19 protein-coding genes are annotated in these 18,893 nt (G+C 69.2%); 12 read left to right on the top strand and 7 right to left on the bottom strand.

Annotation, left to right across the window (positions count from 1 at the left end; all coding sequences use genetic code 11):
- Positions 1-103 precede the first annotated feature (103 nt).
- Both ABAZ39_RS27335 and ABAZ39_RS27340 read left to right on the top strand, forming a co-directional pair.
- Complete coding sequence (locus ABAZ39_RS27335) at positions 104-1,330, top strand: LysR family transcriptional regulator (protein WP_040137465.1); 1,227 nt, start codon at positions 104-106, stop codon at positions 1,328-1,330.
- Between the two features lie 146 nt (positions 1,331-1,476).
- A complete protein-coding gene (locus ABAZ39_RS27340; protein ID WP_040137466.1) occupies positions 1,477-2,397 on the top strand; it encodes an NAD(P)-dependent oxidoreductase in 921 nt (306 codons plus the stop codon).
- 13 nt (positions 2,398-2,410) lie between these two features.
- On the opposite strand, the gene ABAZ39_RS27345 is transcribed toward ABAZ39_RS27340, so the two are convergent.
- Positions 2,411-3,328: a helix-turn-helix domain-containing protein gene (locus tag ABAZ39_RS27345; protein WP_051658627.1), complete on the bottom strand. Its 918-nt coding sequence runs from the start codon at positions 3,326-3,328 to the stop codon at positions 2,411-2,413.
- 183 nt (positions 3,329-3,511) lie between these two features.
- On the opposite strand from ABAZ39_RS27345, the gene ABAZ39_RS27350 reads away from it, so the two are divergent.
- From ABAZ39_RS27350 to ABAZ39_RS27360, 3 genes are all read left to right on the top strand, one after another.
- Positions 3,512-4,675 (top strand): cytochrome P450, encoded by a 1,164-nt coding sequence (locus ABAZ39_RS27350; protein WP_014199251.1) that lies wholly within the window; start codon positions 3,512-3,514, stop codon positions 4,673-4,675.
- A gap of 97 nt (positions 4,676-4,772) precedes the next feature.
- Complete coding sequence (locus ABAZ39_RS27355) at positions 4,773-5,096, top strand: 2Fe-2S iron-sulfur cluster-binding protein (RefSeq protein ID WP_035681311.1); 324 nt, start codon at positions 4,773-4,775, stop codon at positions 5,094-5,096.
- Positions 5,097-5,125: 29 nt separating this feature from the next.
- The gene (locus tag ABAZ39_RS27360; protein WP_040137467.1) at positions 5,126-6,346 is read left to right on the top strand and encodes an NAD(P)/FAD-dependent oxidoreductase; all 1,221 of its coding nucleotides are present in this window, start codon (positions 5,126-5,128) and stop codon (positions 6,344-6,346) included.
- A 120-nt stretch (positions 6,347-6,466) separates the two neighbouring features.
- On the opposite strand, the gene ABAZ39_RS27365 is transcribed toward ABAZ39_RS27360, so the two are convergent.
- From ABAZ39_RS27365 to ABAZ39_RS27390, 6 genes are read right to left on the bottom strand one after another with little or no spacing between them, the layout of a single operon-like run.
- On the bottom strand, positions 6,467-7,309 hold the full coding sequence (locus ABAZ39_RS27365; protein ID WP_040137468.1) for a class III extradiol dioxygenase family protein: 843 nt from the start codon (positions 7,307-7,309) through the stop codon (positions 6,467-6,469).
- A gap of 4 nt (positions 7,310-7,313) precedes the next feature.
- A complete protein-coding gene (locus tag ABAZ39_RS27370; RefSeq protein WP_040137469.1) occupies positions 7,314-7,667 on the bottom strand; it encodes a protocatechuate 4,5-dioxygenase subunit alpha in 354 nt (117 codons plus the stop codon).
- Between the two features lie 41 nt (positions 7,668-7,708).
- Positions 7,709-8,584: an amidohydrolase family protein gene (locus tag ABAZ39_RS27375; RefSeq protein ID WP_040137470.1), complete on the bottom strand. Its 876-nt coding sequence runs from the start codon at positions 8,582-8,584 to the stop codon at positions 7,709-7,711.
- Between the two features lie 25 nt (positions 8,585-8,609).
- Positions 8,610-9,668, bottom strand: coding sequence for a 4-oxalomesaconate tautomerase (locus ABAZ39_RS27380; protein ID WP_040137471.1), 1,059 nt, complete (start codon positions 9,666-9,668; stop codon positions 8,610-8,612).
- A complete protein-coding gene (locus tag ABAZ39_RS27385) occupies positions 9,661-10,332 on the bottom strand; it encodes a 4-carboxy-4-hydroxy-2-oxoadipate aldolase/oxaloacetate decarboxylase (protein ID WP_040137472.1) in 672 nt (223 codons plus the stop codon). Before ABAZ39_RS27385 ends, ABAZ39_RS27380 begins: the two co-directional genes overlap by 8 nt.
- On the bottom strand, positions 10,332-11,066 hold the full coding sequence (locus ABAZ39_RS27390; protein ID WP_014198973.1) for a PIG-L deacetylase family protein: 735 nt from the start codon (positions 11,064-11,066) through the stop codon (positions 10,332-10,334). The genes ABAZ39_RS27385 and ABAZ39_RS27390 overlap by 1 nt, the downstream gene beginning before the upstream one ends.
- Before the next feature lie 505 nt (positions 11,067-11,571).
- On the opposite strand from ABAZ39_RS27390, the gene ABAZ39_RS27395 reads away from it, so the two are divergent.
- The 7 genes from ABAZ39_RS27395 to ABAZ39_RS27425 all read left to right on the top strand — a co-directional run bounded on the left by ABAZ39_RS27395 (position 11,572) and on the right by ABAZ39_RS27425 (position 18,868).
- A complete protein-coding gene (locus ABAZ39_RS27395) occupies positions 11,572-12,519 on the top strand; it encodes a Gfo/Idh/MocA family oxidoreductase (RefSeq protein ID WP_040137473.1) in 948 nt (315 codons plus the stop codon).
- A 129-nt stretch (positions 12,520-12,648) separates the two neighbouring features.
- Positions 12,649-14,013, top strand: coding sequence for an MFS transporter (locus ABAZ39_RS27400; protein WP_040137474.1), 1,365 nt, complete (start codon positions 12,649-12,651; stop codon positions 14,011-14,013).
- Positions 14,014-14,292: 279 nt separating this feature from the next.
- Positions 14,293-15,477: an ABC transporter substrate-binding protein gene (locus ABAZ39_RS27405; protein ID WP_051658628.1), complete on the top strand. Its 1,185-nt coding sequence runs from the start codon at positions 14,293-14,295 to the stop codon at positions 15,475-15,477.
- A gap of 56 nt (positions 15,478-15,533) precedes the next feature.
- A complete protein-coding gene (locus tag ABAZ39_RS27410) occupies positions 15,534-16,403 on the top strand; it encodes a branched-chain amino acid ABC transporter permease (protein WP_014198978.1) in 870 nt (289 codons plus the stop codon).
- Positions 16,403-17,416 carry a branched-chain amino acid ABC transporter permease gene (locus tag ABAZ39_RS27415; RefSeq protein ID WP_040137475.1) on the top strand — a complete coding sequence of 338 codons (1,014 nt, stop codon included), beginning with the start codon at positions 16,403-16,405 and terminating at the stop codon, positions 17,414-17,416. The genes ABAZ39_RS27410 and ABAZ39_RS27415 overlap by 1 nt, the downstream gene beginning before the upstream one ends.
- Positions 17,413-18,171: an ABC transporter ATP-binding protein gene (locus tag ABAZ39_RS27420; protein ID WP_040137476.1), complete on the top strand. Its 759-nt coding sequence runs from the start codon at positions 17,413-17,415 to the stop codon at positions 18,169-18,171. Before ABAZ39_RS27415 ends, ABAZ39_RS27420 begins: the two co-directional genes overlap by 4 nt.
- Positions 18,158-18,868, top strand: coding sequence for an ABC transporter ATP-binding protein (locus ABAZ39_RS27425; RefSeq protein ID WP_040137477.1), 711 nt, complete (start codon positions 18,158-18,160; stop codon positions 18,866-18,868). The genes ABAZ39_RS27420 and ABAZ39_RS27425 overlap by 14 nt, the downstream gene beginning before the upstream one ends.
- Positions 18,869-18,893: the final 25 nt, after the last annotated feature.

The raw sequence follows: 18,893 nt of genomic DNA on the forward strand, positions 1-18,893 counted from the left end.
CGCGGCCCGGCCTCTTTACGGAGCGGGGCCCCGACGATAAGCTGGAGCCATTGAGTTTTGCTATGGCCGCTCCGGCAGCGGTGCTGTGGAGCAGGACGGTCCGATGAACGGCATTCCCAACATCCGGCATTTGCGGGCCTTCCGCGAGGTGGCGCGGCGCGGCAGCATCAGTCAGGCGGCGGAGCATGTGCATCTGTCCCAGCCCGCCATCACCCAGGCCATCGCCAAGCTGGAGGAGGAGGTCGGCACCCCCCTGTTCGAGCGGCGGCCGGACGGCATGGCGGTGTCCGCCATGGGCGTGCTGTTCCTCGACCGCGTGGAGCGCGCGCTGGACCGCCTGCGCACCGGCACGCGCGAGGCCGTCCGCATCGGGGGACGCAAGGGCGGCCTGCGCGGTGTGGCGGATTTCGACCAGCTGCTGACCGCGGCGCAGATCCGCGCGCTGGCCGCGGTCGCCGACGCCGGCAATTTCAGCCTCGCCGCGCGCACCGTCGGCATCTCGCAACCCACCCTGCACCGCGCCGCCCGCGATCTGGAACGACTGGCGGGCATGGCGTTGTTCGCGCGGACCGCCGCCGGCATCGCGCTGACCCCCGCCGCTAAGGCGCTGGTCCAGCATGTCAAGCTGGCGATCACGGAGCTGGAGCAGGGCTTTGCCGAGGTCGGCGAGGGGCTGGGCGGCGACACCGCCCGCATCGTCGTCGGCAGCATGCCGCTGTCGCGCCCCTTCATCCTGCCGACCGCCGTCAACGCGCTGGTGCGCGAACGTCCGGACGTCCAGTTCGACGTGCTCGACGGCCCCTACGACGACCTGCTGCACGGGCTGCGCCACGGCGAGATCGACGTGCTGATCGGCGCGCTGCGCGACCCGCTGCCCATCGACGATGTCGTGCAGGAGCCCTTGTTCGAGGACCCGCTGGTCGTGGTGGCGCGCGCCTTCCACCCGCTGTCCCGCCGGCCGAAGCTGACGCTGGAGGAGTTGGCGGGGTGCCAATGGGTGGTCCCGCGGCGCGGCACGCCGACGCGCGACCGGTTCGAGGCGCTGTTCGCCGACGCCCCACCGCGCGGGCTGGTCGAGACCAGTTCCCAGATCCTGGTGCGCGGCCTGCTGCTGGGCAGCGACCGGCTGACGCTGATCTCGGCGCACCAGATCCGGCATGAGCACGAGCTGGGCCTGCTGGTCATCCTCCCGGTGGAACTGGCCAACACCGAGCGCACCATCGGCCTCACCGTGCGCCGGGGGTGGCGCCCGACCGCGACGCAGGCGCATTTCCTCGACCTGCTGCGCGCGGCCGGGACGCAGGCCGTCTCGCCGGTCCCCCGCCCGTGAGCGGCCATTCAAAACACGGATGAAGCACTATTCAAAAAATGGATAGGGCGGTCCGTCATTGAATGACGCCGGGGGTGTGTCGGCGTGTTAGTCCTGCCCATTGGAAGGGAGATGGACTCCCAGCGCGCGAACGGACGGAGGCGGCGATGACGGTGCGGGACCAGCGGACGGCCAAGGTGGCCTTCATTGGATTCGGGGAGGCGGCGTCGGCCTTCTGCTCCGGCTGGCGGGGCGCCGGGCTGGCCGACACGGTCGCCGCCTTCGACGTCAAGACCGGGTCCGCCGACGCGGTGGTGCGCGCCCGCAAATGGGCGGACTATGTGGCGGCGGGTGTGACCGGCGCCGAGCGGGCGGAGGACGCTTTGGCCGGGGCCGCGCTGGTCTTTTCGTTGGTCTCCGCCGATCAGGCGCAGGCCGCCGCCCGCAACGCCGCCGCCCATCTCGCGCCCGGCGCGCTGTTCTTCGACGGCAACTCCTGCGCGCCCGGCACCAAGCGGGAGTCGGCGCAGGCGGTCGAGGCGGCGGGCGGGCGCTACGTCGATCTGGCGGTGATGGCGCCGGTCCATCCGAAACTCCACAAGACGCCGCTGCTGGTCGCCGGTCCGCACGCCGCCGAGGCTCTGGCTACCCTGTCGGCCCTGGAGATGAGCGCCAAAGAGGCGGCGGGACCGGTCGGCACCGCCTCCTCGATCAAGATGATCCGCAGCGTCATGATGAAGGGGCTGGAGGCGCTGTTTCTCGAATGCGTTCTGGCCGGGCGCAAGGCCGGGGTGGACGAGGTGGTGCTGGACTCCCTGGACGTCACCTATCCCGGTTTCGGCTTCAAGGAGCGCGCCGCCTACATGCAGGAGCGCGTCATGACCCACGGCGTCCGCCGCGCCGCCGAGATGCGCGAGGTCGCGCGCACCGTCGATGAGCTGGGTTTGGCCGGCGGCATGGCCCGCGCCGCCGTCGACTGGCAGCAGCGCGTCGGCGACCTCAAGCTGGATGCCCGCGCCATCGGCGAGAGCGATTACCGGGCGCTCGCCGACGCCATTCTGACGCGGCTCGACCCGGTGGGGCGCTGAGAAACAGCCTGTACTACCCGGCCCGCGCCTCGCGCCGGAAGGCGGCCGGCGTCTTCCCGGTCAGCTTCTTGAAGACGCGGTTGAAGTAGCCGGGGTCCTGGAAGCCCAGCTCATAGGCGATCATTGCCACCGGTGCGGCGATGTAGACCAGACGGCGCTTCGCTTCGAGCAGCAGGCGGTCCTGCACCACCTCGAAGGCGGAGCGGCCGGCGAGATGCCGGCACAGGCGGTTCAGCCGCGATTCCGTGATCCCCAGCGCGTCCGCGTAGCGCGGGATCGTCCAATGTTCGGTGAAATGGTCCTCGACCAGCGCGCGGAAGCGGGCGAACAGCGCGGTGCGCACGCGCTCCGCCGGGTCGGCGCCGGCCGCCGCCGCGCGCTGGCGCTCCAGCAGCAGCAGGACGCCGCGCAGCAGCCACTCGCACATCGCCGACCGGCCGAGCTGCGGCCAGCGGAACTCCGTCATCAGTTGATCGAGCAGCGCGGCGACGCGCCCCGCCGCCGCCGGGGCGTCGGTGAAATCGATCAGGCAGGGGCGCAGGAACAGCGCCTCGAACAGCGGCCGGCTCTGCGCGCTGGCGCCATCGAACAGCATCACCTCGGCCACCGTCAGCACATAGCCGTGGCTGCCCGGCTGGAACTGGAAGGAATGCACCACCGCCGGGGGAACGACGATCACGCAGGGGGCGGCGACCTCCGCCACCCGGTCGTCGATCTGCACGCGCGCCCCGCCGTCGAGCACCGCCACCAGCTGGAACAGCCCGCGGTGGGTGTGGGAGCCGATGCCCCAATCGTAGAGGCGGCTGCGGCTTTCGATGTCCTCGATGTGGATGAATTCGGCGTCGGTGAGCCGGGCCTCCTCGCCGTAGAGGGCGAACAGCGGGACCATTCCGGAAGGCGTCTGCGCCAGCCCCTCCGCATCCTTTTCCATGCCGTCCTCCCCCGCGCCTTCGTTTGTCGGAAAAGTACAATTTTCCTTCCGCTTCGTCCATTCCGTCGCGAAGGCGAATCCGTCTAGGATGCAATTGTTCGCGACCAGAACGGTTCGCGTCAATCCAAACCAAAAACTGCCAATTGGCCGCCCGCCGCCGCGGGTGTCGGAGGAGTGCGCCCGATGTTTCGCTTCGATCCCTACTCACCGGCCGTCGATGCCGACCCGTTTCCTTTCTACAAGACCTTGCGTGACGAGCATCCCTGCTTCTGGAGCGAGGAAGCCAACATGTGGGTGCTGTCGCGCTACGACGACATCGTCACCGCGCTGAACGACTGGGAAACCTATTCTTCGGCCAAGGGCAATCTGATGGACGAGATGCCCAACCGCGCCGGCAACACGCTGGGCACCACCGATCCGCCCCGCCACGACCGCCTGCGCAGCATCGTCCAGTTCGCCTTCACCAAGAAGGCGGTGGAGGGGCTGACCGAGCCGGTGCGCGCCTCGGCCAACCGGGCGCTCGATGCCGTTCAAGGGGAGAGGACCTTCGACTTCGTCAGCGACGTCTCCAGCAAGGTCACGGTGGACGTGCTGTTCGGCCTGTTCAACCTGCCGCGCGAGAACGAGCGGATGGTGCGCGACAAGGCCGTGCTGATGGTGCAGTCCGATCCCCGCACCCGGCAGAAGGGGCCGGAGCACCTCGCCGCCTTCCAGTGGATGAGCGAATACGCCAAGGAGCTGGTGGAGCTGCGCAAGCGCGAGCCCGGCGACGATCTGATCACCGCGCTGATCCAGGCCGAGGTCGCCGGCGAGAAGCTGGCCGACCGCGAGGTGCAGATGACCATCACCACGCTGATCATGGCCGGCATCGAATCCCTGTCGGGCTTCCTCGCGATGTTCGCCCTGAACCTCGCCGACCACGCCGACGCGCGCCGCCGGCTCGCCGCCAACCCGGCGCTGATCCCCGACGCCATCGAGGAATCGTTGCGCTTCAACACCTCGGCCCAGCGCTTCCGCCGCTGCCTGCAGAAGGACGTCGAGCTGCACGGCCAGACGATGCGCGCCGGCGATTTCGTCTGCCTCGCCTACGGGTCGGGAAACCGCGACGAGCGGCGCTTCGCCAACGCCCATCTCTACGACATCGACCGCAAGCCGAAGGGGCATCTGGGATTCGGCGGCGGCGTTCACGCCTGCCTCGGCACCGCCTTCGCCCGTCTGGCCGCCCGCGTCGCCTGCGAGGAGTTCCTGAAGCGTGTGCCGGAGTTCGTCCGGGTGCAGGACCAGCTTCCCTGGATGCCCTCCACCACCTTCCGCAGCCCGACCCGCCTCGAACTGGCGGTCGGCTGATCGCGGGGACGACGGCGCGGCCGGGGGAGGCTCCGGCCGCGCCAGGACGCAGAACACGGTTTTCGCAGAACACGCTTTTCCAAAGGATTTTTCGGTCATGGCGAAGGTCACCTTCATCGAGCACGATGGCCTGGAGCAGGTCGTGGACATCCCGACGGGCTGGACCCTGATGCAGGGCGCGGTGCAAAGCGGTGTCGCGGGCATCGAGGGCGAATGCGGCGGCTCCTGCGCCTGCGCGACCTGCCACTGCTATGTGGACGAGGCGCTCGTCGACTCCCTGCCGCCGCCCAGCGAGACGGAGGAGGAGATGCTCGACTGCACGGCGTCGGAGCGGCGCAGCAACAGCCGTCTGTCCTGCCAGATCCGGGTGAGCGACGCGCTGGACGGCATCGTGGTCCGCCTGCCGGAGGCCCAGAGCTGATGGGCGGCCCGGCGCAAGCGGAAGCGGGAATGGTCGAAGCGGGAATGATCATCGTCGGGGCGGGGCAGGGCGGCTTGCAGGTCGCCGAATCCCTGCGCGCCGAGGGCTACGACGGTCCCATCACACTGATCGGGGAGGAGGCTTCGGCCCCCTATCACCGGCCGCCGCTGTCCAAGGCGATTCTCGCCGGCACGATGGAGGAGGCGCAACTCGCCATCCGCGGCGCCGAGTTCTTCGAACGGCAGCGCATCGCCCTGCTGACCGGCACGCGCGTCGCCGCCATCGACCGCGCCGTCCGTCACGTGCGCCTGGAGGACGGGCGCCGCCTGGGTTATCGCGGATTGGCGCTGGCCACCGGGGCGCGGGTGCGCCGTCTGCCGATAAGCGGTGATGAGTTGGACGGTGTGCTCGGCCTGCGGTCGCTGGACGACGCCCGGCGGATACGCGCGGCGCTCGACCGGGCGGCGCGGGTGGTGGTGATCGGCGGCGGCTACATCGGGTTGGAGGTCGCGGCGGCGGCGCGCAAGCGCGGCCTGGAGGTGACCATCCTGGAGGCGGCCGACCGGCTGCTCGCCCGCTCGGCGACGCCGTTCCTGGCGGGCTTCTACGCCGACCTGCACCGTGGGCAGGGCGTGATGGTCGAACTGGGGGCCAAGGTGGTCGGGCTGGACGGGCAGGGTGGCCGCGTCACCGCCGTGCGCACCGCCGACGGGCGCTCGCATCCGGCGGATCTGGTGGTGGTCGGCGTCGGAATCGTCCCCGACACGGCGCTGGCCGAAGGCTGTGGATTGGCGTGCGACGGCGGCGTTCTGGTGGACGACTGTGCCCGCACCGACGATCCGGCCATCGTCGCGGTCGGCGACTGCACGGCCCGGCGCATCGGCACCGGGACCCTGCTGCGGCTGGAGTCGGTCCAGAACGCCGTCGAGCAAGGCAAGTCGGCCGCCGCCGTGCTGCTGGGGCGGGAGCGTCCCTTCACGGCGGCCCCCTGGTTCTGGTCCGATCAGTATGACGTGAAGCTGCAGATCGTCGGCCTGTCCGCCGCTCACGACCGGATGGTGCTGCGCGGGTCGTTGGAGGACCGCCGCTTCTCGGCCTTCTATTTCCGTGAGGGTGCCCTGGTCGCCATCGACTCCGTCAACCGCCCGGCGGACCACATGGTCGGCCGCAAGCTGCTGGACCGCAAGGCCGCCCTGACGCCGGACCAGGCCGCCGACGAGGGCTTTCCGCTGGCCTCGCTGACGCGGTGATTGCCGCGTTGCAAGCAAAAACAGGCCGGTGCAGCGCGCGCTGCACCGGCCTTGCGCTTATGGTCCCCGGCCGCCGGGGAACGCGGCGGCGGTCGGGGGCCAACGGCGGCGGTGTCCCGATCAGGCCGCGCTTTCCAGGACCAGCAGGCCGGCCCCGGTGTTGGAGATCGGGATGTGGTAGTTGCTGTGCACCTTCGAAACCTTTTGGCCCAGCGCGCCGCGCATGATGAGCCAAAGGATCAGCTCCGCCCCCTGGGCGCCGGCCAGCCGGACCAGATCGTGGATGGAGTATTTCGCCAGCGCCTCCGGCTCGTCGACGATCTTCTCAAGGCACATCAGGTCGAAGTCCTTGTTGATGAAGCCCGCCCGCTCGCCGTCGAGCTGGTGCGACAGGCCGCCGGTGCCCAGCACCACCACCTTGAGGTCCTTGGGGTAGGACGCCACCGCGCGGCCGATCGCCTCGCCCAGCTTCAGGCAGCGCGCCGGGGTCGGCAGCGGGTGCTGCACCGTGTTCACGGCCACCGGGATGGTGCGGACGGGCCGCTGGGTCTGGTCGGGCCACAGCAGGGCCATCGGCACGGTGAAGCCGTGGTCCACCGCCATCTCCTGGCAGGAGCAGATGTCGAACTCGTCGTTCACCAGCGATTCGATGATGTGCCAGGACAGCTCCGGATCGCCGGGGTAGGGCGGCAGCGGCTTCAGGCCCCAGCCCTCGTCCTTGTTCTGGTACTCGGGTGCCGCGCCGATGGAGAAGGTCGGCATCTTGTCGAGGAAGAAGTTCAGGCCATGGTCGTTGTAGACCACGATGGCCACGTCCGGCTTGACCTCGGCCAGCCACTCGCGGGCCTTGGGATAGCCGTCGAAGAACGGCTTCCAGTAGGGGTCCTCGAAGAGTTCGTTGGCGATGGCGTTGCCGATCGCGGGAATGTGGGAGGTGGTGACGCCACCGACGATCCTGGCCATGGTCTCAGTTCCCCGCCGCCTTGAGCTTCGCCTTGAATTCCTCGACCGTCATGCCGGTCTGCTGCGCGCCGATGTCCTGGACATTCAGGCCGAGCATGCCGATGAACTTGGCGAGGAAGTAGATGTTGCCGCCGGCCGCCAGCAGGGCGAGCGCGTTGCGGTCCTTGATGGCCGTCTTCTGCTCGTCGGTCAGGCCGAACTTGGTGCAGTAGGCGTCCTCGTCGGCCAGGAACTCCTGCCGGGCCGCCGCCTCGTTGAACGAGTAGCACATCTTGTTGAGCGGATAGCCCTTCATCGCCATCCGGCCATCGAAGATGGTGGTTCCCGGAATGGCCTCGTGTGTCAACGGCGCGCTCATGGGTGTTTTCCTCCTTGTCGTTTCTGTTGATCGTTTCCGGCTTATTCGGACCAGTAAAGCCGCATCGGGTTGTCGACGAGAAGCGCCATCCGCTTGGCTTCGTCGGTGGCGATGCGGGGGATGACGTCGACCAGATGCCCGTCGTCGGGCATGTGCGAGGTCATGTTCGGGTGCGGCCAGTCGGTGCCCCACAGCACGCGGTCGGTGAAGCGGTCGACCAGCAGGCGGGCGAAGGGCACCACGTCGTCGTAGGCCGGCGGACCCTGGACGCTCAGCCGCTCGGGGCAACTCACCTTGCTCCAGACCTTCGGGTTCTCGTCCATCAGGGCGACGAATTTCTGGAACTGCGGGTGGTCCACGCCCTTGGCGATGTCCGGGCGGCCCATGTGGTCCACGACGATGGTGGTGGGCAGCTCGCGCAGGAAGGGCGTGAGGTCGTCGAGGTCCGGCGCCTCGAAATAGACCACGATGTGCCAGCCGAACCGGGCGATCTTGTCGGCGATGCCGAGGAAGACCTCTTTGGGCGTGGCGTCCACCAGACGCTTGACGAAGTTGAAGCGCACACCGCGCACCCCGGCCTCGTGCAGCTCGGCCAGCTCGCCCTCGGTGATCGACGGGCCGACCGAGGCGACGCCGCGCGCCAGCCCGTTGGAGGCCCTCAGCGCGTCGACCAGAGCCCGGTTGTCTTTGCCGTGGCAGGTCGCCTGGACGATGACGTTGCGCGCGAAGCCCAGATCGTCGCGCAGGGCGAACAGCTTCTCCTTCGGCGCGTCGCAGGGGGTGTATTTGCGCTCTGGCGCGTAGGGGAAGCGGTCGGCCGGGCCGAAGACGTGGCAGTGGGCGTCCACCGCGCCGGGCGGCGGCGTGTAGGCCGGCTTGCTCGGGTTTGGGTGGAAGGGACGGTAGTCGGCGTCCATGGAAGGCTCCCTTCGGGGAAAGAGATCAGTCGGCGTAGACGGTGCCGTCGAACAGCTTGCGGGCGGTGCGCAGCAGGGCGGCGCGGGTCACCGTTCCGGAGCCGTCCAGGTCGAGGACCACGGTCATCTCGCCGGTCGGGTGCTCGACGCTCAATGTCTTGGTGGCGCCGTCGGGGACCACGGCGAGCGACGCGGCGGGGGAGCCCTCCAGCGCGCAGGCGGTGGCGACGCTGACCGCGCCGAGCACGCCGATGGAGGCGTGGCAGCGGTGCGGGATGAAGGTCCGGGTGGAGATCGCCCCGCCGTTGGCCGGCGCGCTGACCAGGGTCATCTTCGGCACCGACTTGTCCGTTACGTCGCCCAGGTTCATCCGCGGCCCGGCCTGCAGCCGGATCGATTCCAGCCGCGCCTTCAACGCCGCGTCGGCGTCGAGGTCCTCCCGCGTCTCGTCGCCGCGCACCCCGAGGTCGGCGGCGCGCAGCACCACCACCGGCATGCCGTTGTCGATGCAGGTGACCGGAACCCCGTCGATGACGTCCACGACGTTGCCCGTCGGCAGCAGCGCCCCGCAGGAGGAGCCGGCGGTGTCGCGGAACTCGATGGGGATCGCCGCCGCCGTGCCGGGCACGCCGTCGATGCGCGCCTCGCCCCGGTAGGTGACCGCCCCGCCCGGCGTCGGCACGGCGGCCACCGCCACCTGCCCGGTGTTTTCCATGTGGATGGTCACCGGCGTCACGCCGTCGCGGGCGGGGACGAGGCCGCGCTCGATGGCGAAGGGGCCGACGCCGGCCAGGATGTTGCCGCAGTTCTGCGCGTCGGTGACGATGGCCTTGTCCACGAACACCTGAAGGAACAGGTAGTCGACGTCCACGCCCGGCCGTTCCGACCGGCGCACCACCGCCACCTTGGAGGTCAGCGGGTCGGCGCCGCCCATCCCGTCGATCTGGCGCGGGTCGGGCGAGCCCATCACCCGCAGCAGGAAGGCGTCGCGCGCCGCCGTGCCGGACGGCAGGTCGTCGGCCAGGAAATACCCGCCCTTGGAGGTCCCGCCGCGCATCCAGAGGCAGCGCACGCCGTCAGACATAGCGCAGCCCCTTCGCGGCGAGCGGGCCGCGCATGCCGTAGATGTCGAGGCCGAGTTCGCCGGCGGCGAGCCGCGCCCGCTTCTCCTCCTCCTTGGCCAGCCGGTCCTGCGCCTTCGCCAGCACGCCGGCGGCCTCCTCGCGGCGGACCACGCAGACGCCGTCGTCGTCCGCGACGATCACGTCGCCGGGATTCACCAGTGCGCCCGCGCAGACCACCGGCACGTTGACCGAACCCAGCGTCTCCTTGACCGTGCCCTGCGCGCAGACCGCGCGGGACCAGACCGGGAAGCCCATGTCGGTCAGCGTCCGGACGTCGCGCACCCCGGCGTCGATGACCAGACCGGCGCAGCCCCGCGCCTGGGCCGAGGTCGCCAGCAGGTCGCCGAAATAGCCGGCGTCCGACGGTGAGGTGGTGGCGAGCACCAGGATGTCGCCCGGCGTCACCTGCTCGATGGCGACGTGGAGCATCCAGTTGTCGGCCGGCGGGGCGAGGACGGTCACCGCCGAGGCGGCGAGCTGGGCGCCCGGATAGATCGGGCGCAGGGCGGAGGCCAGCAGGCCCTTGCGGCCCTGCGCCTCGTGCACGGTGGCGACGCCGCAGTCGGCCAGACCGGCGATCACCGCCGGGTCGGCCCGTTCGATGGTTTGGACGACGACGTTCATCACAGCTCATCCACGGTGCGGGGATAGACCGACTGGAAGCCCTCGGCGTAGCGGGCGTTGCGCCCGCCGGCCTGCCCGCCGGAGTTGCGGCGGAAGTGGTTGCCGCGGTTCTGCGCCAGGTTGGTGTAATAATCCCAGAGATGCTCCTGCCCGGCCATGCATTCGATGGCGGCGCGCTTGTTGTCCCACACCTCGGTGATGTCGAGGAAGACGTCCGGCTTCCAGCCCATCTGCTCGGTCTGGTGCGGCTCGAACAGGTAGAGCTGCGGGGCGCCGAGCACCTTCTGGCCCGGATTGTGGCCCCAGGCCTGGGCGATCATCCGGCATTCCATCAGGACCTTGGTCGCGTAGGAATGGTCGGTGTTGTAGGGATCGTAGTGCGAGTGGCTCATCAGGAAGGCCGGCTGCACCTTGCGGATCACGTCGACCAGACGGAACTTGGCCTCGCGGTCGATCTCCAGCGGGTAGTCGCCGAGGTCGAAGAACTGGATGTCGTGGGCGTTCAGTGCCTTGGCGGCGGCCTCGGCCTCCTTGCGGCGCTCCGTCTTTACGTGGTCCAGCGTGCAGCCGTCCTGCTTCCACAGCTTGGCGGACTCGCCGCGCTCGCCGTAGGACAGGCAGACGATGGTGACCTCGTAGCCCTTCTTCTGATGCAGCGCGATGGCGCCGCCGGCGCGCCACACGAAGTCCGCCGAGTGGGCGCTGAGAACCAGCGCTCTTTTGTTCTGTGCCATGAATGTCCGCTCCCCCGCATGGGCAGTCTGGTGGTGGGCAGCCTTGTTGTGGGCAGTCCGATTCCGATGGCCCATCATCCGCCGGTCCGGTGGCAAATCCTATTTCGAACTCCCATCATGATCATTTGGTTTTGCTATAGGCGCGTCTTTTCGTTGGGCCTCGCCAGGGAAGGGGCGGCGGAAGGAAGCCTCCGGCGTCGATACGAAGATGTCGTGTCAGGCGTAATCTCATGTCGAATCATGGGGATGCAACATACGGGGCTGTGCTGAAAGGCGCGCTGTCGGGTAAGGAAAGAGCTGTCTTGCAGCCGCCTCGACGGGGCTCCTTCCACGCTGGTCGGCCTCTCCGCTATTCAAAAAACAAATGGGCTCTTCGACGAACGAATTTCCTCGGCGGCAGGCGGGATGATACCCATTCGATCATGAGGGATTAAGGGGTGAGGAGCCGGACCTGCCGTTGCGGGACGCTCCCCGGCCCGGACAAAGGATTTCGGGAGAGGACGCGATGAGGATTTGTGTGGCGGGGGCCGCGGGCGCCTTCGGCGTGAAGCATCTGGAGGCGGTCGCCGCCATCGACGGCATCGAGGTGGTGTCGGTGGTCGGCGGCGAGCCGGACGACATCGAGGGCTTCGCCAAGGCGCGTGGCATTCCGCATTGGACCAAGGATCTGGCCGAAAGTCTGGAGCGGACCGACGTGGAGGCGGTGATCCTCGCCACCCCGACGCCGGTGCACGCCGCGCAGGCGATCCAGTGCCTGGAGGCCGGCAAGCATGTGCTGGTGGAAATCCCCATGGCCGACAGTCTGGCCGACGCGGAGCGGCTGGTCGCGGCGCAGCGGGCCAGCGGGCTGGTCGCCATGGCCGGGCACACGCGGCGCTTCAACCCCAGCCACCAGTGGATCCGCAACCGGGTCCAGGCGGGGGAGCTGACGATCCAGCAGATGGACGTGCAGACCTACTTCTTCCGCCGCTCCAACATGAACGCGCTGGGCAAGCCGCGGACCTGGACCGACCATCTGCTGTGGCACCACGCCTGCCACACGGTGGACCTGTTCCAGTACCAGACCGGCGAGGTCGCCAGCCAGGTGCACGCCCTGCAGGGGCCGACTCACCCGCAGCTCGGCATCGCCATGGACATGAGCATCGGCATGAAGGTGCCGTCCGGGGCGATCTGCACCCTGTCGCTGTCCTTCAACAACGACGGGCCGCTGGGCACCTTCTTCCGCTACATCTGCGACAACGGCACCTACATCGCCCGCTACGACGATCTGTACGACGGCAAGGACAACAAGATCGACCTCAGCGGCCTCACCGTGTCCACCAACGGCATCGAGCTGATCGACCGCGAGTTCTTCGCCGCCATCCGCGACGGGCGCGAGCCCAACGCCAGCGCGGCCCAGTGCCTGCCGGCCATGCGGACGCTCGACCGCCTGGAGAAGTCGCTGAACGCCTGACCGGGGAACGCGTCGCCAGCCCCACGGCCCCAGCACTTATGGTTGCTTGGGGCCGCAATTCCCAAAAAACAAAAGACGGGACGCAAAACAAAAAACGCCCCGTGACGAGTCCCCCCGAGGAGGAAACCCATGCCAACCGCGCGCAGCGTCGACGTCCAAGCCTTTCTCAACGAGCATCCTTTCTCGCGATACCAGTGGCTGGTGTTCGCGCTGTGCTTCTTCATCGTCCTTCTGGACGGCTTCGACACGGCGGCCATCGGCTACATCGCCCCGTCGCTGACGACGGAATGGGGAATCGCGCGGCCGGCGCTGGCGCCGGTGCTGAGCGCGGCGCTGTTCGGGCTGGCCTTCGGCGCCCTGTCCGCCGGGCCTCTGGCCGACCGCTTCGGCCGCAAGGCGATCCTGATCGGCTCGGTCCTGGTCATCGGCACCGCCTGTCTGGCCTCCGCCTTCTCGGGCAACCTGGACCAGCTCGTCATGCTGCGCTTCGTCACCGGCCTCGGGCTGGGGGCGGCGATGCCCAACGCCGTCACGCTGATGAGCGAGTATTGCCCCGAGGGGCGGCGGGCCATGGTCACCAACGCCATGTTCTGCGGCTTTCCGCTCGGCGCGGCCTTCGGCGGCTTCCTCGCCGCCTGGATGATCCCGCTGTGGGGCTGGCGCAGCGTGCTGGTGCTGGGCGGGATCGCGCCGCTGGTCCTGGCGGCGGTGCTGCTGGTCCTGCTGCCGGAATCGGTCCGCTACATGGTCGCCCACAATCACCCGGTGGAGCGCATCCGCGCCGTGCTGCGCCGCATCTCCGAGACGGCGGCCGGGGCGGCCAGCTTCGTGATGACCGAGAAGGCCCCGGCGACCAAGGCGCGGAACGGCATCGCGGTCGTGCTGTCCCGCGGCTATCTGGTTGGCTCGGTGATGCTGTGGGTCGCCTATTTCATGGGGCTGGTGATCTTCTACGCGCTGATCAACTGGATGCCGATCCTGTTCAAGGACGCCGGGCTGGCGCCGCGCGACGCCGCGCTGATCGCCGCGCTGTTCCCGCTGGGCGGTGTCGGGGCCGTGCTGTCGGGCTGGCTGATGGACCGCTTCAACGCCAACCGGATCATCGCCTTCGGCTTCGTGCTGACCTACGGCGCCGTCTACGCCATCGGACAGGTCGCCGGGAACGTCGGGCTTCTGGTGGTCACGGTCTTCGCGGCGGGCACCATCATGAACACCGCCCAGACCTCGCTGCCGTCACTGGCCGCCAGCTTCTACCCGACCCACGGGCGGGCCACCGGCGTGGCGTGGATGCTTGGGCTGGGCCGCTTCGGCGGGATCGGCGGCTCGTTCCTGGTGGCCGAGCTGGCCCGCCGGGAGCTCGACTTCACCAGCATCTTCGCCATCGTCGCCGTTCCGGGTCTGGTCGCCGCCCTGGCCCTGCTGGTCAAGCAGTTCGTCCATCCCGAGGACCGGTCGAGCGGCACGGGCCGGACCGTCGAAGCCCTGGGGCATTGAGTTTTACTATAGACAATCCCTAGGCTTTGCGGCTTGGCACCGTCGGTCATCGGTGCAGATGCCCATGCTGCATTGCAATGGCGCCCCGGACGTTATTCAAAAAACGAATGGGGCCTTCGTCCAACGAATGAGCGCAGCGCTGCGATCACTGATATCCCTGCTGTGGTGACGGTATCGGCGGCCTGCGCGTCCGGCCCCGGCGAACGCCAAGACGCCCCAGAGCAACGCCCCCCAATCAACGACGAAAAAGCACGGGGGCTTTCAAAACGAGGAGGAAACATGTCCGGAACATTTCGCAAGGCCCTGCTGGGCACGGCTTTCCTGTGCGCCTTCGGCACCAGTTCGGCTTGGGCCGACACGATCAAGGTCGGGGTGATCGCGCCGTTCTCCGGCCCCTTCGCCACGGTCGGCCAGACCTTCAAGCAGGCCATCGAGGTCTATCAGGCCCAGCATGGCAAGACGGTCGCCGGCAACACGGTGGAGTTCGTCTACAAGGACCTCGACCAGGCCAACCCGGCGCAGAGCAAGGCCCTGGCCCAGGAACTGGTGGTCAAGGAGAAGGTCGGCTACCTCGCCGGCTTCTTCTTCACGCCGGACGCGCTGGCGGTCGCCCCGCTGATCGACGAGGCGAACATCCCCTGCGTGATCTTCAACGCCGCGACCTCGGCCATCACCGAGAAGTCGCCGCGCTACGTCCGCACCTCCTTCACCCTGTGGCAGAACACCGTGCCGCTGGCCGAGCATGTCGCCAAGCAGGGCATCCGCAAGGTGGCCACCGCGGTCAGCGACTACGGCCCTGGCATCGACGGCGAGACCGCCTTCAAGCAGACCTTCGAGAAGTCCGGCGGCAAGGTGGTCGACAGCATCCGCATGCCGCTGAAGTCCACCGACTTCGCCCCCTTCATGCAGCGCATCAAGGATTCCGGGGCGGAGGCGATCTACGCCTTCCTGCCCGCCGGCCCGACGACGCTGGGCTTCGCCCGGGCGTTCAGCGATACCGGCCTGAAGGCCGCGGGAATCAAGTTCTTCGGCCCCGGCGACATCACGCAGGAACCGGACCTGCCGGTGCTCGGCGACGCGGCGGTCGGCATCACCACGACCTTCAACTACAGCCAAGCCCACGAGTCCGACCTGAACCGCCAATTCCTCGCCAAGCACAAGGAGCTGTTCGGCTCGTCCGACATCGTCACCTTCACCTCGGTCGGCGCCTACGACGGCGCGCACGTCATCTACCGCATGGTCGAGGCGACGGGCGGCAAGAGCGACGGGGCGAAGGCGGTGGCGGCGGTCAAGGGCATGGCCTGGGAAAGCCCGCGCGGGCCGGTGCGGATCGATCCCGAGTCCCGCCACATCACCCAAACCATCTACCTGCGCGTGACCGAGCGCAAGGACGGCCGGCTGCAGAACACCGAGGTCGCCGGGTTCCCCGACCAGCCCGATTACGGCTTCAAGGCCGGCAAGTAGGACCATCGACGGTCCCTTCCTCCAAGGGAAGGGGCCTGTCCGTGCTGGAGTTCCTGATGGAAACGCTTTTCGGCATCGTGGTGGATGGGGTCGCCTACGGGATGATCCTGTTCATCATCTCGGTCGGCCTGTCGGTCACGCTCGGCCTGATGCGCGTGGTCAACCTCGCGCACGGCGCCTTCGCCATGGTCGCCGGCTATGTCGCCTCCTACGCCGCGCAGGGGCTGGGCCTGCCCTACGCCGTGGGGCTGGTGGCGGCAATCCTGTTCACCGTGCTCGCCACGCTGCCGCTGGAGAAGCTGCTGTACCGGCGCATCTACGGCTCCGCCAACGAGCTCGCCCAGGTGCTGCTGACCATCGGCCTGACCTTCGTCATCGTCGCCGGGATCAACTACCTGTTCGGCCCCACGCTGAAGCGCATCCCGCTGCCGGACGCGCTGCTCGGCACCGTGGCGATCGGGCCGAAGTCGATCCCGGTGCACCGCGCCTTCGTAATCGCCATGGGGGCGGCGACCGTGCTGGGCCTGTGGTGGCTGCTGGAGCGCACCGATTTCGGCATCAAGCTGCGCGCCGCCGTGGACGACCCGAACATGGCCGCGGCGCTGGGCATCCGGACGGAGCGCCTCTACACCGCGACCTTCGCCCTGGGCACCGGGCTGGCGGCGCTGGGCGGGGTGCTGGGGGCGGAGCTGCTGCCGCTGGAGCCCTATTACGCCATCCGCTACATCGTCCTGTTCCTGGCGGTGGTCGCCGTCGGCGGGGCGGGCAACATCCTCGGCTCGGCCGCCGCCGCCCTGGCGCTCGGCATCGTCGACACGGCGGGCAAGTACCTGATCCCTAGCTTCGGCGAGTTCTTCTTCTACGCCGCGCTGATCCTGATCCTGTTCCGCTGGCCGCACGGCTTCTTCCAGGGGAGGGCGGCCTGATGAGCGGACGTCACACGGGCGCGGTGGCCATCGATCCGTCTCCGCAGGCCTCCGCGCGCGAGCCCTGGTTCCGCCGGGCGCTCGGTGGGGCCGCGTTTCCGCTGCTCGCCGCCGCCGGGCTGGCCGCCTTCTGGCTGTTTCCCAACGATCTCGGCCTGATGACGCGCATCGCCGCGACGGCGCTCTACGTCCTGTCGCTCGACCTCGCGCTCGGCTTCGGCGGCATCGCCACGCTGGGGCACGCGGCGATGTTCGGCACCGGGGCCTACGCCGCCGGCATCGCCGCCGTGCATCTGGTGAGCGACCCGCTCGTCCTGCTCGCCGTCGGCGGTCTGGCCGGCGGTCTGGTCGCCCTGGTCACCGGCGCGCTGATCCTGCACGCGCGCGGCCTGACGCTGCTGATGCTGACCATCGCCGTGGTGCAGATCGTCCAGGAGGTGGTCAACAAGGCGCGCGACCTCACCGGCGGCAGCGACGGCCTGTCGGGCATCGAGCCCAGCCCGCTGTTCGGCCTGTTCCGCTTCGACATGTTCGGGCGCACCTCCTACCTGTTCGCGCTGGCGGTGCTTCTGGTCGGCTTCCTGGTGGCGCGGCGCATCGTCCGCTCGCCCTTCGGGCTGGCCTGCCGGGGGGTGAAGGAGGACCCGCTGCGCGTCGCCGCCCTGGGCGGTTCGCCGCGCCGCTATCTGGTCACGCTCTACGCCGTCGCCGGGGTGTTCGCCGGTGTGGCCGGGGCGCTGACCGCGGTGACCAGCGGCATTGTCGGGCTGGACAGCGTCAGCTTCTCCTGGTCGGCGGAGGCGCTGGTCATGCTGGTGCTCGGCGGCGCCGGGCGGCTCGTCGGCGCCATCATCGGCACGGTGGCCTTCATGACCATCCATCACGTGATGGCCGCGATCGACCCCTTCCACTGGATGCTGTTCATCGGCCTGTTCCTGATGGGCACCGTGCTGTTCCTGCCGGGGGGCATCGCCTCGCTCGCCGACCGTTTCATCAAGGGGAACCGGGCATGACCGCGCTTCTCGACGTCCAGGGGCTGAGCAAGAATTTCGACGGGCTGCAGGTGTCGGCCGACATCACGCTGGCGCTCCATCCCGGCGAGCGCTGCGCGCTGATCGGGCCGAACGGGGCGGGCAAGACGACCTTCGTCAATCTGGTGACCGGCGTGCTGGCGCCCAGCGCCGGCACCATCCGGCTGGCCGGGCAGGACGTCACCCGCCTGTCGGCCCAGGCGCGGGTGCGCCTCGGCCTGATCCGCTCCTTCCAGGTGGCCCGGCTGTTCCGGTCGATGACGGTGCGCGAGCATCTGGAGCTGGCCGTTCTGGAGCGCGAGCGGAAGACCTTCCGCCTCTTCGCCTCGGTCCGGCGCACGCCGGGTCTGGCCGACGAGGTGGCCGGCCTGCTCGACGGCATGGGGCTGGTCCCGGTGGCGGACACCGCCGTCGGGGCGCTGGCCTACGGGCAGCAGCGTCTTCTGGAGATCGCGCTGGCGCTCGCCCTGAAGCCCAAGCTCCTGATCCTCGACGAGCCGGCGGCCGGCGTGCCGCATTCGGAAAGCCACCGCATCCTCGACGCGCTGGACCGTCTCCCGCCCGATCTGGCCGTGCTGATGATCGAGCACGACATGGATCTGGTGTTCCGCTTCGCCAAGCGCATCGTCGTTCTGGCGCAGGGACGCCTGCTGTGCAGCGGCACGGCGCAGGAGATCACCACCGATCCGCGCGTCCGCGAGGTCTATCTGGGGAGCCGGGCCAATGCGCCGCACTGAAGGGACGCTGGAGATCACCGGCCTGACCGCCGGCTATGGCGAGACCCGCATCGTCGAAGGGCTGTCCTTCACCGTGCCGGCCGGCGGGCGGATGGCCCTGCTGGGGCGCAACGGCATGGGCAAGACGACGACGCTGGCCACCCTGGTCGGGCAGACGACGCGGCACGCCGGCAGCATCCGGCTGGACGGCGTCGAGCTGAGCGGCCTCAACTCCTCCGCACGGGCGGCGGCCGGGCTGGGCTATGTGCCGCAGACGCGCGACATCTTCCGCTCGCTGACGGTGGAGGAGAATCTGGTCACCGGGCTGAAGGGCCGGCCGCGCTCCGCCCTGGAGGAGGCCTACGCGCTGTTTCCCCGCCTGAAGGAGCGGCGGGGCAACGGCGGGGGCGCGCTCTCCGGCGGCGAGCAGCAGATGCTGTCGGTCGCCCGCGCGCTGCTCGGCCGGCCGACGGTGCTGCTGCTGGATGAGCCGCTGGAGGGCCTGGCTCCGGTGATCTGCGACCAGCTGATGCAGGCGCTGGCGCAGCTGACCGTCACCCTGATCCTGGTTGAGCAGCAGGTGGACCGCGCCCTGGACTTCGCGCAGAGCGCGGTGATCCTCGAACGCGGGCAGGTGGTGCATGAGGGGGCGGCCGCCGATCTGCGGGACGACCACGCCCTCATGGAGCGGCACCTCGGCGTCGCGCTTGCGGTGTGAGGGTCTACGGCGTCAGTTGGGGTGG

The sequence above is a fragment of the Azospirillum argentinense genome (assembly GCF_000632475.1).
Lineage (GTDB): Bacteria > Pseudomonadota > Alphaproteobacteria > Azospirillales > Azospirillaceae > Azospirillum > Azospirillum baldaniorum.